This window comes from Psychrobacter sp. HII-4, assembly GCF_904846595.1.
GTDB lineage: Bacteria > Pseudomonadota > Gammaproteobacteria > Pseudomonadales > Moraxellaceae > Psychrobacter > Psychrobacter celer.
On the sequence record NZ_CAJHBJ010000001.1, the window covers coordinates 348372 to 366816 of the forward strand.

Consider the following 18445-nt stretch of genomic DNA (forward strand, 5'->3'; position numbering starts at 1 on the left):
ATCCATTAAACAATTAACGAACAGCAATCCCCCCTCTGGCAAATATAATACGTTATAGTCATGCTATAGCATATAACGTCTGTCCATATATTGGCCGAGACCTTCTGCCAGTCGGTAGCGCCCCATCATTGTCCCATAACCAGCGAGTTTACTGTGCCCAAAGATACCGAGCATAACAACGCCTACCAAGCCGAGCCATCACGCAATAAGCCTACCGCAGAGGATATCGCGCGCCCTGACGATACGCCAGACAATGACGCCGCCGCAGACCACTACCCGCCAGACGACAGCGAGGTACAAACAACTAAGACCCTAAAGAATGAAGACCTACCCAAAGAAATCAGCGATGAAGACAAAGAAACCATCAAAAAAGTCGCAGGCGATGACAATCTAAGCCAAGCAAAAAGCTATGCCAGTATCTTAGTCGAGCAAGTGATACATGCCAAAGAAACCTTTGAGCGCTCTTTGGGTTCATTATTTACCAGCGCCTTTACCGCAGGGTTTGAGATTGGCATCAGCTTTTTTATGATTTTATCAGCCTTTACGCTACTGAGCGCCGTCATACCTAGCGAGTATGCCCTCGTCCTCGCCTCCTTGCTGTATCCGGTGGGCTTTATTATCGTTGTCATCGGCCAGTCACTATTATTTACCGAGCAGACCTCCCTCTTAAGCCTGCCTGTCTTAAACAAAATCGAACCCTTGCACAAGTTGCTAAGGCTATGGGGTATTGTTATCGCAGGCAATATCGTCGGCGGCTGCCTGTTTGCCACCTTGATGATTGGCCTTGGCCTAAATATGCAGCTGTTTGGCGCCAGTGATATCGATGCTTATGCTGAGCATATTTTGGGGTTTAGATGGTGGGTCATCTTTGGCAGTGCCGTACTGGCAGGCTGGATGATGGGCATCGCGGCATGGCTTGTGACCTCAGCGCGCGATACCATTAGCCGTATCGTCTTGGTAACGCTAATCACCAGTAGTATTGGTTTTTTGGGACTGCATCATAGCATCGTCGGCAACATCGAGATTTTCTCCGCCCTGCTATATGGCAATACCGTCAGTCTGTGGCGCTATTTGCTATTTTTGATAGTGGTGCTGGCTGGCAATACGGTGGGCGGCGTGGTCTTTGTCGCGATACTAAAAAACCGCGCTTTTTTATTTGAAGTGGAGCGTGTCAAAGAGCAGACCGACGACAAAATATAGTCAGTCCGATATAACATTGGCACACTTTATGTCATATGCCACTGGTATGTATTTTGCGCAGCATCAAGCAGCATCGAGCAACATCGGCACAGCGCGCAAAGAAAGCTAAACACCCGTAGCGCTGTCCCAATTTTAAAATAGATTACTTATAAGTATCGATGCGCGTGGCCTTAGCGCTGGTCAACACCCTATAAAACCAATACAAGGCGACACAGGGTGACTCGGATCGCTTTGAGTAGCCAGTTATAAAAGGTGACAATTTCCAGACCTTCCATAACCACATCCTTGTAGATACTACCCGCCCAAAACCCGCAACAGCAGCCACCTTCACATCAAAGCGTCAGCACCTGTGTATTGTTTTTTGACCGGATATAAGACCCTGTGTGGGCCGGTGTATGACAGCATTCCATGCCATCGTGTCTATACGCCCCCTCATGGAGCGGTATAAAAAAGTATATCGTTGTAAAAGCGGCTTTATCTGTTTTATTCAACGACTCATCAGTCAGATGTGACGGTCTAAGAAAGGAGAGCAAACTAGGAAGGAAAATCAGGAAGGCAAATAAAGCGTAAAAGCAAGACAATTAGGGCGTGTCATCGATACTATGCACCGCTGTGCCATAAGCAATGGCCTCCACCATGCTACCGAGCTGGTTGACATTGGTCACCTCAAGGCGTAAACCATAGATGTGATTGTAGCCTTTGGCATGTGCTTGAGTGCGCATACGTACGATGGCCTCGCGGCGCGCGCGATCCAGCAGTGTCTCATAAGTGGTTAGGTTTTTGCCAAAGATGCTCAGCACCCGCGCGACGATCATTTTAAAATAATCCTGCGCGATCACGACGCTGCCGAGCACCAGCTCACCTTGCATGTCCGCCGCCAGTTTGGGGCGATAAAACCGCTCGCTTGAGACCACGATATGACCCAGCGTTTGCTCAGCTTGGCGTAGCTGCGCTAGATGCTGACGCTCATGACGGGTGCCAAAAAACCACCCCACCACAAACAATACAAGGAGCGGCGCATAGTTGATAAGCATTTGGGTGAATGACTGGTTCATGACACGTCTCTTCTTATAAAAAAGCGGATAGGCTTTTTAGGTGGTTAACCAAAAGGGTTGAAACGTGGTAAGTCATCAGCTGGCACTGCGCTTGGCTGGGTGGTCGCGGCTTGCGGTGGGCGTGATGAATCATCGTGACAATGGGAAGGCTGAGGCGCTGGATCCGGCATCGGTACGGCCTTGACCGCCGTACCATAGACAAACAGCTCGGAAGCCCCTTGAGCGATACTGGAGGTCGAAAAGCGCAAGCCCACCACCGCATCTGCGCCCAGTGCTTCGGCCTTGACCACCATACGATCGATTGCCTCTTGGCGCGATTCTTCTAACAGCTCGGTATAGGCAGTTAGCTCGCCACCGACGATGTTTTTTAGCCCAGCAAACAAATCTTTGCCGACGTGTTTTGAGCGTACCGTACTGCCATAGACCACATCCAAACGCTCAGTGATCTGATACCCTGGTAGATGCTCAAGATTGGAGAGTTGCAAAGCCATGATATTACCTTATGCATACAAAATAACAGCGGCAGCTGTCTGTTAAAACGGTTGCTACTTAAAAGAACTGACACGTGGGACGATCTAAGTACGGTATCAGTCGTTGGTATGAAACAACAAAAACAGCTCGGTCAGATTGCCTTCGATACTATTGGCCATCTGTGCCAGCTTGTCTTCATCACGGCGCATGGCAGCCAGCTCAGGATCTTCATCATCGATACCACTGAGCACAATCATCGGTAGCGTCAATACCGCCACATCCTCGCTGGTTTCTTCATCTTCAAACCAATCACTGGCTTCCTCGCCATACATCGCATCGACAAAACCAATCGACCAAGCGACGATGTCTGACTCATCGGAGAAATCTACCGCCACTTCCTCATCACCAGCGTCTTCGTTGAAAGGCAACTCGATGGGTGTCTCGTTTTTTAGCTCAGCCATGATAGCGGCACGCCAGCGTTTGATACCATCGACGACGTTTTCTGGAATCTCGCTCACATGACCTTCAAAAAACGCATCCAACCAATTAGGCAGCGGGCGACCAATAACGGTGGCGGTCAAAAAACCATGGGCGGCGACACTATCGAGGACGTAGGGGTTTTCTTGGGTGTCTAAGTAGTCTAGTAGTTCGTCAAAGCTTAATGGATCACTCATGAGTAAAAGTCCTTAAATGAGGGGTGTCAATCGTAAAACGATCGCAGATAGGCATGATGATGGAGGGGAGAAGAAAGCGACTGTTAAAAGTTACGTATCCAAACCGTCATGATAAAAAATGAAAGCAGGCAACGCCAAATCTCGATAGAAAGATGAAGCGCTGCTGTAGAGCGGTCATTAAAAGGCTTTAGTTGACAAACATACGGCACTAGAGCGACAGACGAATGCTGCTGACAGAAAAAATGCCGGCACTATGACGTAGCCGCTCAGATATCGTCGTCGTCCCAATCATCGTCGTCTTCATCGAAATCGTCGAGATCATCGAGATCGTCTTTTAGCTCTCTTGCCAAACGCTTTTCTTCGAGCAAGTTATCGATCAATCGACGCTTTTCGAGGCTACTTAAGCGTGTGCGCACACTTGTCTCAGCCTCTTCTACTATCTTTGCGTCATCATCATCGACAAAGTCATCATCAAAATCGTCGTCAATATCAGCATCACTCATGACAAACTCCTATCAGTTTTAGCAAAGGTATAAAAAATACATCAATATATATATGCCTTATAAAGTCTCTGTTGAGAGTTGTCAATCCTTTTTGTCAATATGGCATATTTCCCAGTCCCAGCCAAACCTCTTTGCCAAGCGGTATTGTAGGCAATTGTACAGACTACATCGGTACAAGACAGCGCTCTTGATGAGCACTTATGAATAAGAAGCCTCTTGATTGTCGACCATTAATACCGCATTACGCACATCCGCCAACCGCTGAATCATCGCATCATTGCCCCCCTCAAATATCGCACACTCACGCTCATAGACGGTCGTTGGGCGCATGATGCTCTGTACCTGTACATGGTGGCTGATTTGTTTGAGACCTGCATTGGGCAATAAGATCAGCATTTGCTCTTTTTTGCCGATACCATGCAGCAGATGCATCATGGCTTCACTTTGTGCATCATCACTGACGCCTGCTTTGGCAGGCAGTGCAAAACGCGACAGCTCGATATGCTTATCATGGATGATTTTGTTTAGCATCAAGTACAGCTTGCCCAGCATCACGCCTGCCAGCGCCACTTTGGCATGGCTGTTGTCGGCTTTGAGCAGCACACTGGCTCCTTTATCATCAAAACTTGGCTCATTTATCACGCTGACACCGAGCAGTAGCGGCTGTTTTAGTAGCTCGGTCGTCGCTTGGTTGAGCAGCTGTGTGCATAGTGCCAGATATGGTAGACGCTGGGCGGGCGCTAGACGCTCAAGCATATTAAACTCATCATGAAAGACGATTTGTACCCTGACACTATCAAACGTACGCGTGGCTGATAGGCCCGCGCTGCCATGAGCCGCTTTGCCTATGCTCTGGTTATTGCTTGTTTCTGATGGCTTATTCTCTGTATGATGGGCTAACTCTGCTTTGGACGTCGCATCAACATCGTCCTTTATACCCGCACTTATATCCGAATCATGCTCGGTATCAGTCCGAGTATCAGCATCTGCAGACGTTGCGCCTTGGTGCTCTCTGATATAGCTATTGACTGCGCCATGAATATTTAGCTTACGTACCGCAGCACTGGCATCGGCGGTGGTTGTATTGTCAACTGTGCTCTGTGTCACCTCAACGTCTGCGGCGCGGCGGTCGTCCTCATAGCTGCTACGAGCATAATCGCGCTCAGAGCCTCGCTGATCGAGCTGTCTAAACTGCTCGCGATGTAGCTCTGAGATATCACGGCTGATAGCGTTGATTTGCTCTTTGGTCGGGCGCGCAAGATAACCATAAATCAGCCATAGCAATAGATGCAGGAGCAGCATGCCAATGACAAACGGCCACTGCATGGCGATAATCTCGCCCTTGCTGATATCTTTTAGCGTCAGCGCCACACTACCGATGACCGCATCGCCTTTGGTAGCGATTTGACGGATGGTATCGCCCTGCTGCATCGGTGCGTTGCCCACTGGTACCAAGATATCATCGTTGTTGTCTTTGATCAAAATACGCGTCACGTCCTGCTCACTGGTGTAGCGATTGGCGATGACACTGAGGCTGACACGGTCTTTGTTTTCTAGCGACAGCCTCGCTTCATCTATCAGTTGTGCGACCATCTGTTCGCCTTTTAACGCACGACTTTTGCTCAACTGCTGATCAGTACTGATGACCAATAGCAGTGTCTGCAAACAAAAACTAACCAGAAGAATAATGGCAAACAACCCTTGCCGCGGCGCTAAATACGTCATGATATGGTAAACTTTTTTGGATAAATGAAATTAAAAAACGAGACTGTCGCTCATTTTTTGGCTAATTTTAAAAAATCGTCGGTCTTGTCTATTGTGCTTGCTATCATACTTACACACAGCTGTGTTTACATACCGCTATCGCTCTTATCATACAGACCAAGCGGGCGCGCTTATCATAGCTACTATAGCACCATAATAAGCCTTATAGCGTTAGCAGTTTTAGAAATTTATGTGGGCAACGCAGCCGTTTTTTGCAGACCATAATACTTTGCGCGCCATCTATAGGCGCTGACCTGTAAAACTGTTATTATTCCTAATCTTATATGAGCATACAAGGGACAATTGAGTCATGCCAAAAAATACCTCTTATTCGTTACCAAAAGACAGCAAAGCATGGCAACAAGCCGTGGACTCTGTTGCATCGCTACTACCCAACAATACGAATTTGCAAGATTTTGACGCATTGCAGTCCCTTCCTGTTTTTGCCCTTATCGTCGTCCTGCCAACTCACGTATTAGCGCTAGACATTCATCAGTATGTACAGTCTTGGGTCGATGAGCAGCCCAACTGGCATTTGGTCACCGTAGCAGAAGACGCCGATGCCAGCTTTGTCAATATCACGGTATCTGATACCGAGCCTACAGCAGGTGATGCGCAGCGCTTGCCATTTACCCCCGTGCAGGTCTATCGCTATTTGTTGGTGCCTGTGACCGACACCTTGATGCACCCTGCCAAAAAGACGGCAGCCGCCCACATCATCGACGATCAGCTTACCACCCGCTTACGTCACGACTTGACCAAAGCCTATAACAATACAAGCCGTACAGACAGCGGCGAGCAGCTAGATGTGGTCGATTGTCATATCCTGTCCATCGGTCATATGCTGCGTACGCACAAGCTTGCCTGCTTTGATATGGACTCGACGTTGATCGAACAAGAAGTCATCGTCGAGCTGGCCAAAACTGCTGGTATCGGCGAAAAAGTCGAAGCCATCACCGAGGCGGCGATGCGCGGAGAGATCGATTTTGATGAGTCTTTTGCCCAGCGCGTGGCGCTACTCAAAGGCATCTCAACCGATGTCCTCGATGATATCTGCCGCCGTTTGACCTTATCGACAGGCGCGCGCACCACGATCAGTGCGCTCAAAGCACTGGGCTATCATACGGTACTGGTATCAGGGGGCTTTACCTATTTTGCCAACTATATTGCCGAGCAGTTAGGTATCGATGAAGTACACGCTAACGCCTTAGATATCGATGAAGGTGAAGTGACCGGTCATGTGCAGCTGCCTATCGTCAATGGTGCCAAAAAAGCCACCATCGCCGAGCAGACTGCCGAGCGCTTAGGTATTGATATGTCACAAGTAGTCTGTGTCGGTGACGGTGCTAATGACTTACCGATGATGACCATTGCTGATTTGGGCGTCGCTTACCGCGCCAAACCCATCGTTCAAGCGCGTGCCGACGCTGCCATCAATGTCACAGGACTTGAGGGCGCGCTTTATGCCTTGGGTTATCCAGCGCTCGCCCCAACCAAGTAACGGCAAAACACACTATAGCCAGTCCCCTATAATACTGGCCGGCAAGATACTATGTACTACTGGGTGCCACGTGCTACTGGTATTTATTTTGTGCAGCATCTATCGGCGTAGGCACAGCACGTAAGGAACATAAATACCAGTCGTGCTGTGCCTGTTCTAAAGCAGAGTAGCTATACGCTCAAAAAAGCTAGGTTGATACCTTGTCATCGACCTAGCTTTTATGTTTATCTCGTTGCATTTTTTCTTTATTAGCTTTGTTGCACTATTAGCTTTGTTGCACTATTAGCTTTGTTTCACTCGATATTTTACCCCATCACGTATTTTTGTATAAAGGATGTACCCATGACGGCACCTCAATCACCGCGGCCAAGCGAGTCGTCAGCAGCGGATAACCAACCAAAATCGCTAGCAGCCACTTATATCAAGGGCATGGCGATGGGTGCCGCTGATATTGTCCCTGGCGTCTCTGGCGGCACTATTGCTTTGATTGCCGGCATCTATGAGCGCCTGATCAATGCGCTTGGCAGTATCGGCCCCAGCTTGTGGCAGGTGTTTCGCACAGAGGGCGGTTTACGAGGTTTGCTTGCGGTCTGGCGACAAGTCGATGCCACGTTTTTGTTGTTTTTGTTGCTGGGTATTGCCAGTAGTTTTGCCACGTTAGCAGGTATGATCAAGCACCTCTTAGACCATCAACCGCTACTGATTTGGTCGTTCTTTTTTGGTCTGGTCGTCGCCACGGTATTTTTATTACTGACAGAGATTAAACGCTGGAATATCGGCCGCATGCTAGTGTTTTTGGTAGGGCTTATCAGTGCTGTGGTGATTAGCAGCCTACCCATCATGACCACCACGCCAAGCTTGCCTTATTTGTTTTTTGCAGGGGCAGTGGCTATTTGTGCGATGATATTGCCTGGGGTATCAGGGTCTTTTATTTTGCTGTTATTGGGTGCTTATGACGCTGTGTTAGAAGCGGTCGATACCATGAACCTTAGCATTCTTTTGACCGTAATCGCTGGTATGGCAACAGGGCTGTTGTTATTCACGCGGGCGCTCAAATGGTTACTAGCGCACTATTACCAAGCCACGCTCGCTCTACTGACCGGCTTTATCGCCGGCTCCTTGGTCAAAGTATGGCCGTGGAAGGTCGATGCGTTGGGGACGCTCGACAGCGACGCCATTTATAACGTCATGCCATGGCAGTATCCGGCAGGCGCGCAGTGGGCGACTACGATAGGGCTAATGCTGCTTGGCGCTGTATTGGTATCTTTGCTCTCGTGGTGGGGTAATCGTCACGCTTAAGGCCGCTTATCGGCTTTGTAATTGGTGCCTAGCATTTTAAAAAACCAAACGTCAACGGTTGTCGCAAAGTCGCCTCTACCCTCTTTAGCTTTACTCAGCAAGCTTTCATAATAGTCACATTGTTATAAGAAATTCACCTTATCAATAGCGAGATGAATGATGTTAATGACTGTTTTTTCCTTTATCGGTATAGATAGCTTGAGTGGTACGGCACTGTTTGCGTATGGGCTACTGGCAGGTTTGGTGCTGGCGTTGGCGTTTTCATCACAGCGCTGGCTGCTATGGTATCTGTTTGGCGGTATGGCCTATTGGCTAGCAGTCGAGGCCGTCCAAAGCTTATTGATCAGTCGCCCAGCTCTGCTAGCGCTATCAGAGTGGCACAGCTATGTCATCGCCATGGGTATCAGCTGGTTGCCGCTGGCAGGCTGGGTGCTGTATCGAGCCATACGCTACGATGATGTCAGTCAGTCAGTACAGCAGCAGCGCGAGTTGCAAGCCGCGCGCTATATCGAGCATACGCCAGTGTATGACGACGATTATCAGCCGCGTTTTCATTGATGATGGCTAATGTTACAAGATACTAAACGCTCTCTACTTAACTACTAAAGAATGGATGGTATTTGATGGTTTATACTCTAACTATATATTTGCCGAAAAAATTCATATAAAGTACGCTATATTTTTTGTCTTATTCTTTAGGAGTTTTATGATGTTTACGCTACCTGTATTAGATATCAAGTCTGACCCGTTAGATGTATTGCTGGCAGTGATTGGCTATCGCCTCTCTATGCTGGCCGATAGTGATAATGAAGACGTACAAAAGCTGCTTGCGGATCGTGATGTGACCATCGAGCTTGCCAGCACTGAGTCTGGTATTGCACGTTATTATCGCTTTGACAATGGTCAGTTTAGTCAGCAAAGTGGCCATGCAACAGAAGCCGATTTGACCATTACTTTTAAAGACTCGATGACGGGCGTAAAGCTGCTAACCAAAGGCGATTTACCAAGCTTTATGACGGCGGTACAAGAAGGCAACTTAAGTATCGAGGGTGACTACAGCTTGATGATGTGGTTCAATAAACTTGCCAAGCACATCGTGCCCACCATCCCAGAAGAATACAAACCTTATATCCAAAAGGCCAAGCCTTACGCTTATAAAGCGCAGCAGTTTGCCAATCATTGGATCGGTGTTGCCAAGCACAAACTGGGCAAGTAATCACCTATTTGCTAAAGTGTCCTTTATAACTCTATAGCTCTATATTCCTTTATAATTCTATAAAGGCTAGACTTATAAAGTCGTTGTCATTGGTGTTTTGATGGTATCGATTGCCGGTACGCTTTGGTAGCATTCTGACTTTCTAAAAAGGTTGCGGTATACTATATCGTAGCCTTTTTTATCATATAAAATCATAACCTACCCTCTTCATCATATTATAAAAGGATTTACCTTATGGCAGGATTGCTTAATATCTCAGAGCCCAGCAGCCAGCAAAACACAAAAAACAACGGTTTGGAGCCTGACTTTTTGACCGATATAAAGACCGAAGCGACGGCGCAGCCTACCTCTCATAGCAGCTATAGCCGTGATGATATCGCGCGGTTGTTTGATTTGCCATTGATGGACTTGCTGATGCAAGCACAGACTGTGCATCGTCGGCATTTTACAGCCAACGAAGTACAGATTAGCACCTTATTGTCTATCAAAACTGGCAACTGCCCTGAAGACTGTGGCTACTGCTCACAATCAGGCCACCACCGCGACACCACCAAACTGCAGGCAGAAAAACGTATCGAAGTCGACAAGGTCATCGCCGCCGCTAGGCGCGCCAAAGCCACGGGTTCGTCGCGCTTTTGTATGGGTGCAGCTTGGAAACACCCAAGCGCCAAAGACATGCCGTATGTGGTCGAGCTGATCAAAGAAGTCAAAGCATTGGGGCTTGAGACCTGCATGACCCTAGGTATGCTAGATGACCAGCAGGCCGCGCAGCTGGCTGATGCAGGGCTTGATTATTACAATCACAACCTAGATACCTCGCGGCGCTACTACGAGCAAGTGGTCAGCACCCGCAGTTATGATGAGCGCCTAGACACTCTCGCTCATGTTCGTAACTCTGGTATCAATGTCTGTAGCGGCAATATCTTGGGGATGGGCGAGAGCCGTGATGACCGTATCGACTGGGTACATGAGCTGCTAAAAATGCCCAAAGCGCCTGAATCTATTCCGGTCAATCTATTGGTGCCCATTCAAGGCACACCGATCGGTGATAAAGTCTTAGCAGAAGGCCAGCTCTCTGTGCTGGAGTGGATACGTACCATTGCGGTGACGCGTATCTGTTGTCCGACCAGCTACGTGCGCTTATCTGCTGGCCGCGAGAGCCTCTCTGATGCCGAGCAAGCTTTGGCCTTTATGGCAGGTGCCAACTCGTTTTTTTATGGTGACAAGCTATTGACCACAGGTAACGCCAGTCAATCGAGTGACAATAGGCTGATGCGTGAGCTCGGCCTCACTGCTCAGTTTGCCGCTCCTCGTGCGCCAAAGCAGGTACCTGTGCTGGATGCGATGAGTGGTCATCAATCACAGGTCGTGTTGGCGCAGTAGCCCTTTGTATGCCATTGATTGATAGCTGCGTTGGTAGTCATGTTGGTAGTTGCGCTACTAATGAGCAATATGTGCTAAGCTTGCCGACATGATGGAGCCTACGTGACCAAACAGTAAGAGAGAGGATAATGGCAGATTATTTTAATTGGATCAAAGCGGCGCATATTATTTCTATGGTTTGCTGGTTTGCTGCGATATTTTATTTACCGCGCTTGTTCGTCTATCATGCGATGAGTGAGGACAGCATCAGCCACGAGCGTTTTGCTATCATGGAGCGCAAGCTGTATCGCGGCATCATGACGCCATCAATGATAGCGACATGGGTTTTTGGCTTATGGATGTTAGGACTGGGCTGGGAGGTATACAAAACCCAAGGCTGGCTACATGCCAAGCTACTGCTGGTAGTACTGCTCTCAGCCTACCACGGTGCTTGCGGTTTTTATCGCAAAAAGCTGATCGACAACCCACATTACAAAACCCATAAGTTTTGGCGCTGGTTTAATGAGATACCTGTTTTTGCCTTGATATTTATCGTGATTTTGGTGGTAGTCAAACCGTTTTAAAGACAGCGACACGAGCTAGATTGATCAAACCAAAACGCCCGTCATCTCTTTAGATAACGGGCGTTTTTTGTAAAGCATGTAAGGTTGCTGTGCCTACGCCGCTTGCTGCTGTGCAAAACTCATCTTCGTCTCGCTGTAGTGTTTTTATCCTGAGCCTATTTGTCACGCTTAAACACTTGGGCGCATGATTTGATAGACATTGCTCAAATCATACACGCGGTAACGCGCAGGCTCTCGGCGGTTTTCACCTGCATAGCTGAGAATCAGTGCTTGCTTGGCACGCTCATCGACCCAGCCGACAAACAAGCCGCTATGCTCGACGCCATTGTAGCCGTGATTGATATAATACAGCCAGTCACCTGCTTCTATTTGACTGCTATGCGCATAAGGCCCTTGGCGGTATGTGCCTTTGTGCACCGTATCGCGCGTCACCCCTGCTCGCTTAAACACCGCATCTAAATAATCCCAGCAGCCGCCTTGAATGATTGTACGCTCATTGAGCGCCATTTTACGCGCTGTACTAATGACTTCACGCGCCGCCATACTGCTTTGGCGTTCTGCGCTACTCAGTATCGGTAAATATTCACTATCGACATTGTCATAGCTACCAGACAAAAACGCTGGCAGCACAGATGGCGCTTGATAGGCGCGCTCAGGATAGCGATATGCTGTGCGCCTCACTGGTGCAGTAACTGCCGCGTCAGCGCGATAGCTATCGGCGCGCTGAATACGAGAGCGCGTACTGATCTTAGCAGAAGGGACGGCTGAATATGATGGGGTATAACGGGCGCTCAGATCTAACTGAGCTGATTTTTGCGCGATAAGCGCACTCATACTATCGGCATGAGAGGGTGTCATACCACCTACAAGTAGCAATAACACGCCACACGACGCTGTAATCGGGGACGATACAGACAGTGACATAGACAATGACAAACGCGACATGACTGACTCCTTGTCAAAGGTACCATTGACAACAAAAAAGCAAAATACCAGTTTTCAGTCTTACTTATAAACCATTTGGGCATAAATCTGCAAGCACTATAGTTCAGTCACTATAAACACAATACCGTGTAACTGGTATGAGCGTATCGATTTTATTTCGAGCTGACTATAGCACCGCTTAGAGAAAGGAAATAAGGCCTAAAAAAGGTAGATAGAAAAACTAAAAGGGAGGCGGGTTGTCATTCATCTTAATATTGACATGGCGTTTGCCAAATGTCTGGCCTTGTAATATCGCTTGGGCGGCTTTGGCCTCTTGTACACTCTCAAAGCCGCTGATCAGGCACTTATAGCTACCATCGACATCCGTAATCTGTAGCTGCTCACCCATCAGTGTGACATTATCACTAGCGATAAGGGTAATGTGCTGACGCTTGCCTTGATGGTCATGCACCAGCTCACCACTACGCACCCACAGCACACCGCTACTGATATTTTTGCTCAAAGCTTGTTTTTGCTGCTGGCGTTTTTTATTAAAAATAAAACTACCAACGATGAGCAAAGCCAGCGCACCAATAGCAAGGCGCTCAGGCAACAAACTCATGGCCATCGCGACTGCCACGGCACCCACGAGCAAGGCGGTGCCAAACCAAAACATACCATTGTCAGCCGCTGGCGCTTGATTTTGTAAGGTGATTTTGGCGCCGTCATCGGTCAGCTTGAGCATGTATCGTTACCTATTGCCGAGTATTTACTGCAAAATTAATGCGTTGTTAAAGGACGATAAGACCAAAAAAACGTCGATTACCAGCCCAGCGCCGTCTGCTGCATGGTAATGAGCTCTGCAATGCCTTTTTCGGCCAGCGCTAGCATATCGTCTGCTTGGGCACGAGTAAACGGCTTTTCTTCGGCAGTGCCTTGTAGCTCAATGAACTCGCCTTTTTGGGTCATGACAACGTTTAGATCGGTATCACAGCTAGCGTCTTCTTCGTAGTTGAGGTCCAAGTACGCTTTGCCATCTTTCATACCCACAGAGACCGCCGCCACTAGGCCAATCAATGGATCGGCTTTGAGCTTTTTGGTTTTTTGTAGGCTCTCTAACGCATCGATAAGCGCGATGGCCGCTCCTGTGATACTGGCGGTACGCGTACCACCATCAGCTTGGAGTACATCACAATCAAGATAAATGGTGTTTTCACCAAGCTTGCTAAGATCAATCATAGCACGCAAGCTACGACCGATGAGACGCTGAATCTCTTGCGTACGACCTGACTGCTTACCGCGCGCCGCTTCGCGTTGGTTACGGGTGTTGGTCGCGCGTGGCAACATACCGTATTCGGCCGTGATCCACCCTTTACCCTTACCCTTTAGCCAGCGCGGTACACCAGACTCAACACTAGCGGTACACAGGACTTTGGTATCGCCAAAGCTGACTAACACTGAGCCTTCAGCATGCTTGGTATAATGGCGCTCAAAGCTGATCGAGCGAAGTTGGTCAAGCTCACGATTGTCAATACGCATAAAAATTCCTAGTACTTGTTTTAAAGCAGTGTTGTAAAATAAGTGTTGTCAATAAAAGGTTGCACGCGCAAAGCGGCATGAACCACAAACTCTCAGCCAGTCAATGTCTGAGCCGATACCCGTATGACGATATCCTAACGTGGCAGCGGCGCAATAGCAAGATTCACTCCAGCCATTACGCCGCTGCAAAAAAGACGCTGGTGTTATTCTAGACCTTCCATCTTACGCAATTCTTTACGCAAAATCTTACCGACGTTTGACTTTGGTAATTCATCGACAAACTGTATATGACGCGGACGCTTATAGCCTGTCAGTTGTTTTTTACCAAAATCAAGCAGCTCTTGCTCGGTGACCTCGCCTTTTTTGACCACAAACAGCTTAGGCTCTTCGCCGCGCTGCTCATTTGGCACACCAATAGCGCCGCACTCCACCACGGCTGGATGCTCGCTCATGGCTTCTTCGATTTCATTTGGATAGACATTAAACCCTGACACCAAAATCATGTCTTTTTTGCGATCAACGATTTTGATAAAGCCTTTTTCGTCCATGATACCGATGTCGCCTGTTTTTAGGTATCCATTGCTGGTAAAGGTCTCGGCGGTTTCTTTTGGACGGTTTTGATAGCCGATCATCACCTGTGGGCCTTTGACGCAAATCTCGCCGCGATCGCCTAATGCCACTTCGTTTTCGTCCTCATCGATGAGTATCACATCAGTGCTCGAAGCTGGAATACCAATCTTGCCAGTAAACTCAGAGATGGTCATTGGGTTAAAGGCCACCACGGGCGAGGTCTCAGACAGACCATAGCCTTCAACGATAGGCAATCCTGTGATTTTATGCCACTCTTTTGCCACGCTTGGCAACACCGACATCCCGCCGCCGATAGAGGCTTTTAGATTAGAAAAGTCCAAGTCGGCAAAGCTTTCTTTGTGCACCAAACCATTAAACAAGGTATTGACCGCTGGGATAAACGAGGGCTTGTATTTGCCCATCTCTTTAATCAAACCATCCAAATCGCGTGGGTTTGGAATCAGCAGCCCTGCATAGCCTTGATACATGCCGTACATACCACAGACCATAAAGGAGAAGACATGATACAGCGGTAGTGCTGTCAAGATAACATCATTGGCATCGACATCATCATCAAAGGCACTATTCATCAAGGCGCTGATCTGTAGCATATTGGCGACTAGGTTGCCGTGAGAGAGCATGGCACCCTTGGCCACGCCTGTGGTGCCGCCGGTATACTGGAGCAGCGCCACATCGCTGAGGTTCATATCTGGACGCTGGTACTTGCTGGCTGATACAGCGTTTAGCGCCTGTTTAAAGCTCACACTGTCTGGCAAGCTATAGGCTGGAATCATTTTTTTGACATGGCGAGCCACAAGATTGACCACCGCGCCTTTGAGCGTGCCCAGCATATCGCCGATTTTGCACAAGATCACATGCTCGACCTGACCTTTGTCTTCGGCATCTTGATAAGTCTTAGCAAAGTTTTCGACGATAAACAGCGCTTTGGCACCGCTATCATGCAGCTGATGCGATAGCTCGCGGCTGGTATAGAGGGGATTGACATTGACCAGCACCATCCCTGCGCGAATGATACCCAAGGCCACGACAGGATACTGCAAGATATTGGGCATCATCACCCCAACCTTATCACCCTTGACCAGTCCTAGTGACTGCAAGTAGCTGGCGATTTGGCGACTGTACAAATCCAATTGCTTAAAGCTAACAGAAGCACCCATGCAGATATAGGCAGGCTTTTGCCCATAACGCCTAAAATTACGCTCAAACACATCAAGTAAAGAGGTATTATCCTCTGGCATATCGATAGTTGCTGCGATGCCATAACGCTCATAAGCACTCAACCACGGACTGTCGCTGTCTATCGTCGGCATATCGGGAAAGGCATTGTCTTGATATGCCTGCCTAGCGGTATGGCCCGTGGCAGCTTGATCCTCTGTCGTCTCTTTATTGATACTGTCGGTCATAATTTTCCCTAAATGTTGCCGTTAAAAACATAAAATAATCAAAAGCGCGTCATCATTTCTCGCCCTTTAGCGATGCATTGATTAAAAGCAATACATCGATTAAAAGCAGTGCATCGATTCAATGAAAGACATGCCCCAATAAAGCACCCTTATCTATCGCAGCAAATTTGTGGCTACAAAAGCTTATGAATAAAAAAACAAGGCAACACCATTGGGTTTATCATTCATAAGCTTTGCAAGTCACAAAGCCATACCACGTCATCGATAAGTGGCACCATGCCTTAGCCACACGCTAAGGTATACCTTACTGTCATTATGATGGTTTTGCCAAACCGCTCAAGCCAAACCCAACAGATATATACAAAAATAGGTCGGTGGGCACTATAGCAGTTTTATGCAAAATTCTCTATCTATGGCGATGATGTTGTACAGACAAAAATAGCAGAAAAGACAAAAAATGATAAAGCAGCAATCAGCGGCCTTATCATTTTTGTGTACGATGACATCTCGAGCAAAACCCACTCAGACTATAAAATCATAGCCCTTGTGAGTCATGAATAGCTGATCAGCTCGGCTGAAGCAAGAGCCTAACCGTGGTTTTTTTCTTCAAGCTCTCGCAAGTCTTTGCGTAAGATTTTACCCACGTTTGACTTTGGTAGCTCGTCGATAAACTCCACATAACGCGGACGCTTATAACCCGTTAGATTCTCTTTGCCATACGCGATGACTTCTTCTTCTGTCAAGCTGTCATCACTACGTACCACATAAATCTTTGGCACCTCGCCGCTTTTTTCATCATCGATACCGATGACACCGCACTCTAAGATTTTTGGATGGCCTGACATGACGTCTTCTACTTCGTTTGGATAAACGTTGAAGCCTGACACCAAGATCATGTCTTTTTTGCGATCGACAATCTTAAAGTAGCCTTCTTCATCCATCACACCGATGTCACCGGTACGGAAATAACCATCCGCCGTCATCACCTTGCTCGTGGCATCATCGCGTTTCCAGTATCCTTTCATCACCTGCGGCCCGCGCACACTAATCTCACCGCGCTCACCAATCTCAACCTCATTACCCGCCTCATCCAAGATGGCCATATCCGTGGCTGGCATCGGCAGACCGATGTTGCCTGAGAACTCGCCTGTCCCTTGTGGGTTTGCTGAGGCAACGGGCGAGGTCTCTGATAGACCATAGCCCTGTACAATGATATTGCCCGTGATTTGCTGCCATTTTGCCGCTGTATCCTTTAGCACAGCCATACCGCCGCCCATCGACATCTCAAGCTTGCTATGATCGAGCGCTTTGAACACCTCACTATTGGCAAGCGCATTAAATAAGGTATTTACCGCTGGGAAAAACGCAGGTGGATAATCTTTGTAGGCTTTGATTAAGCTTGCGCCATCGCGTGGGTTGGGTACCAATAGTCCAATACAGCCGCGATAGAGGCCGTACATACCACAAACGGTAAATGAGAAAATATGATATAGCGGTAGTGCCGTCATAATCACTGGCTGCTCATTCATTTTTTCAAACTTATCAAAAGCATCGCCTAAGTACGTGTCACACTGAATCAAGTTGGCAACCAAATTGCCATGCGTGAGCATCGCGCCTTTGGCCACGCCTGTGGTGCCACCGGTATACTGTAGTACCGCGACATCATCCAAACCGATGTCATTGGGGCGTTGATAGCTGGCAGCTGAAAAGCGATTAAGCGCTTTTTTGAATTTGACGCTACCATTGATATGATAGGCTGGCACCATTTTTTTGACATGGCGCACCACCGTATTGACGATGAAGCCTTTCAGCGGGCTCATCAAGTCGCCCATCGATGTCACCACCACATGATCGACCATCTCCTTGCCGATATCTTCATAGGTTTTAGCAAAGTTTTCCAATAAAATCAATACCTTGGCATCAGAATCTTCTAGTTGATGAGCAAGCTCTTTGGTGGTATAAAGTGGGTTGACGTTGACCAGCGTCAGACCTGCCCGCAGCACGCCCAAGACAGCAACGGGCAACTGCAGGATGTTTGGCATCATTACCGCGACTTTATCGCCTTTTTTTAGGCCGAGGGACTGTAGATAGGCGGCGACCTGCTTACTATAACGGTCTAATTCTTCGTACGAGAGTTTGACATCCATACAGACAAACGCGGTTTTGCCAGCGTGATTGATGAAGTTTTGCTCAAGTATCTCGATCAACGAGGTGTCAGCGGGCGGCATATCGATATCGTACTGCATGCCAAGTTTTTCGTAAGTTTTGACCCATACTTTGTCGTTACGACGAATCAAGTTACCGTGATTTTCCATAATCTTTTCTCTCCTAATAATAGTACGCTACCGTCCACTCATAC

The 18445-nt window shown here is 48.0% G+C and carries 17 protein-coding genes; 7 read left to right on the forward strand and 10 right to left on the reverse strand.

What is annotated here, in order from left to right; all coding sequences use genetic code 11:
• The first annotated feature begins 153 nt into the window (after positions 1-153).
• Entirely contained in the window at positions 154-1200 is a 1047-nt protein-coding gene (locus tag JMX98_RS01495; RefSeq protein WP_201583997.1) for a formate/nitrite transporter family protein, read from the forward strand.
• Between the two features lie 581 nt (positions 1201-1781).
• Here JMX98_RS01495 and JMX98_RS01500 read toward each other — a convergent pair.
• From JMX98_RS01500 to JMX98_RS01520, 5 genes are all read right to left on the reverse strand, one after another.
• Positions 1782-2255 carry a YbjQ family protein gene (locus JMX98_RS01500; protein WP_201583999.1) on the reverse strand — a complete coding sequence of 158 codons (474 nt, stop codon included), beginning with the start codon at positions 2253-2255 and terminating at the stop codon, positions 1782-1784.
• Between the two features lie 44 nt (positions 2256-2299).
• Positions 2300-2746 (reverse strand): YbjQ family protein, encoded by a 447-nt coding sequence (locus JMX98_RS01505; RefSeq protein ID WP_201584001.1) that lies wholly within the window; start codon positions 2744-2746, stop codon positions 2300-2302.
• Between the two features lie 96 nt (positions 2747-2842).
• Complete coding sequence (locus JMX98_RS01510; RefSeq protein ID WP_075100354.1) at positions 2843-3400, reverse strand: YecA family protein; 558 nt, start codon at positions 3398-3400, stop codon at positions 2843-2845.
• 266 nt (positions 3401-3666) lie between these two features.
• On the reverse strand, positions 3667-3903 hold the full coding sequence (locus tag JMX98_RS01515; RefSeq protein ID WP_105244160.1) for a hypothetical protein: 237 nt from the start codon (positions 3901-3903) through the stop codon (positions 3667-3669).
• A 198-nt stretch (positions 3904-4101) separates the two neighbouring features.
• A complete protein-coding gene (locus tag JMX98_RS01520) occupies positions 4102-5628 on the reverse strand; it encodes a hypothetical protein (protein WP_201584004.1) in 1527 nt (508 codons plus the stop codon).
• 349 nt (positions 5629-5977) lie between these two features.
• Here JMX98_RS01520 and serB point away from each other — a divergent pair, with 349 nt between their 5' ends.
• The 6 genes from serB to hemJ all read left to right on the forward strand — a co-directional run bounded on the left by serB (position 5978) and on the right by hemJ (position 11629).
• Positions 5978-7168: a phosphoserine phosphatase SerB gene (serB, locus tag JMX98_RS01525; protein ID WP_201584007.1), complete on the forward strand. Its 1191-nt coding sequence runs from the start codon at positions 5978-5980 to the stop codon at positions 7166-7168.
• A gap of 342 nt (positions 7169-7510) precedes the next feature.
• On the forward strand, positions 7511-8467 hold the full coding sequence (locus JMX98_RS01530) for a DUF368 domain-containing protein (protein ID WP_201584010.1): 957 nt from the start codon (positions 7511-7513) through the stop codon (positions 8465-8467).
• 165 nt (positions 8468-8632) lie between these two features.
• Positions 8633-9025 (forward strand): AciT family ciprofloxacin tolerance protein, encoded by a 393-nt coding sequence (gene aciT, locus JMX98_RS01535; RefSeq protein WP_226941226.1) that lies wholly within the window; start codon positions 8633-8635, stop codon positions 9023-9025.
• A 148-nt stretch (positions 9026-9173) separates the two neighbouring features.
• Positions 9174-9683 carry an SCP2 sterol-binding domain-containing protein gene (locus tag JMX98_RS01540; RefSeq protein ID WP_227679934.1) on the forward strand — a complete coding sequence of 170 codons (510 nt, stop codon included), beginning with the start codon at positions 9174-9176 and terminating at the stop codon, positions 9681-9683.
• A gap of 234 nt (positions 9684-9917) precedes the next feature.
• Positions 9918-11066, forward strand: a complete 1149-nt coding sequence (bioB, locus tag JMX98_RS01545; RefSeq protein ID WP_105244165.1) for a biotin synthase BioB — start codon at positions 9918-9920, stop codon at positions 11064-11066.
• Between the two features lie 128 nt (positions 11067-11194).
• Positions 11195-11629: a protoporphyrinogen oxidase HemJ gene (hemJ, locus tag JMX98_RS01550; protein WP_075100347.1), complete on the forward strand. Its 435-nt coding sequence runs from the start codon at positions 11195-11197 to the stop codon at positions 11627-11629.
• 168 nt (positions 11630-11797) lie between these two features.
• On the opposite strand, the gene JMX98_RS01555 is transcribed toward hemJ, so the two are convergent.
• The 5 genes from JMX98_RS01555 to JMX98_RS01575 all read right to left on the reverse strand — a co-directional run bounded on the left by JMX98_RS01555 (position 11798) and on the right by JMX98_RS01575 (position 18401).
• Entirely contained in the window at positions 11798-12574 is a 777-nt protein-coding gene (locus JMX98_RS01555; protein ID WP_201584013.1) for a hypothetical protein, read from the reverse strand.
• A gap of 220 nt (positions 12575-12794) precedes the next feature.
• Positions 12795-13298 carry a hypothetical protein gene (locus JMX98_RS01560; protein ID WP_201584016.1) on the reverse strand — a complete coding sequence of 168 codons (504 nt, stop codon included), beginning with the start codon at positions 13296-13298 and terminating at the stop codon, positions 12795-12797.
• A 77-nt stretch (positions 13299-13375) separates the two neighbouring features.
• Positions 13376-14092 (reverse strand): ribonuclease PH, encoded by a 717-nt coding sequence (gene rph, locus JMX98_RS01565; protein WP_100750069.1) that lies wholly within the window; start codon positions 14090-14092, stop codon positions 13376-13378.
• Positions 14093-14295: 203 nt separating this feature from the next.
• Positions 14296-16086 (reverse strand): AMP-binding protein, encoded by a 1791-nt coding sequence (locus JMX98_RS01570; RefSeq protein ID WP_201584019.1) that lies wholly within the window; start codon positions 16084-16086, stop codon positions 14296-14298.
• 587 nt (positions 16087-16673) lie between these two features.
• Positions 16674-18401 carry an AMP-binding protein gene (locus JMX98_RS01575; protein ID WP_201584022.1) on the reverse strand — a complete coding sequence of 576 codons (1728 nt, stop codon included), beginning with the start codon at positions 18399-18401 and terminating at the stop codon, positions 16674-16676.
• Positions 18402-18445: the final 44 nt, after the last annotated feature.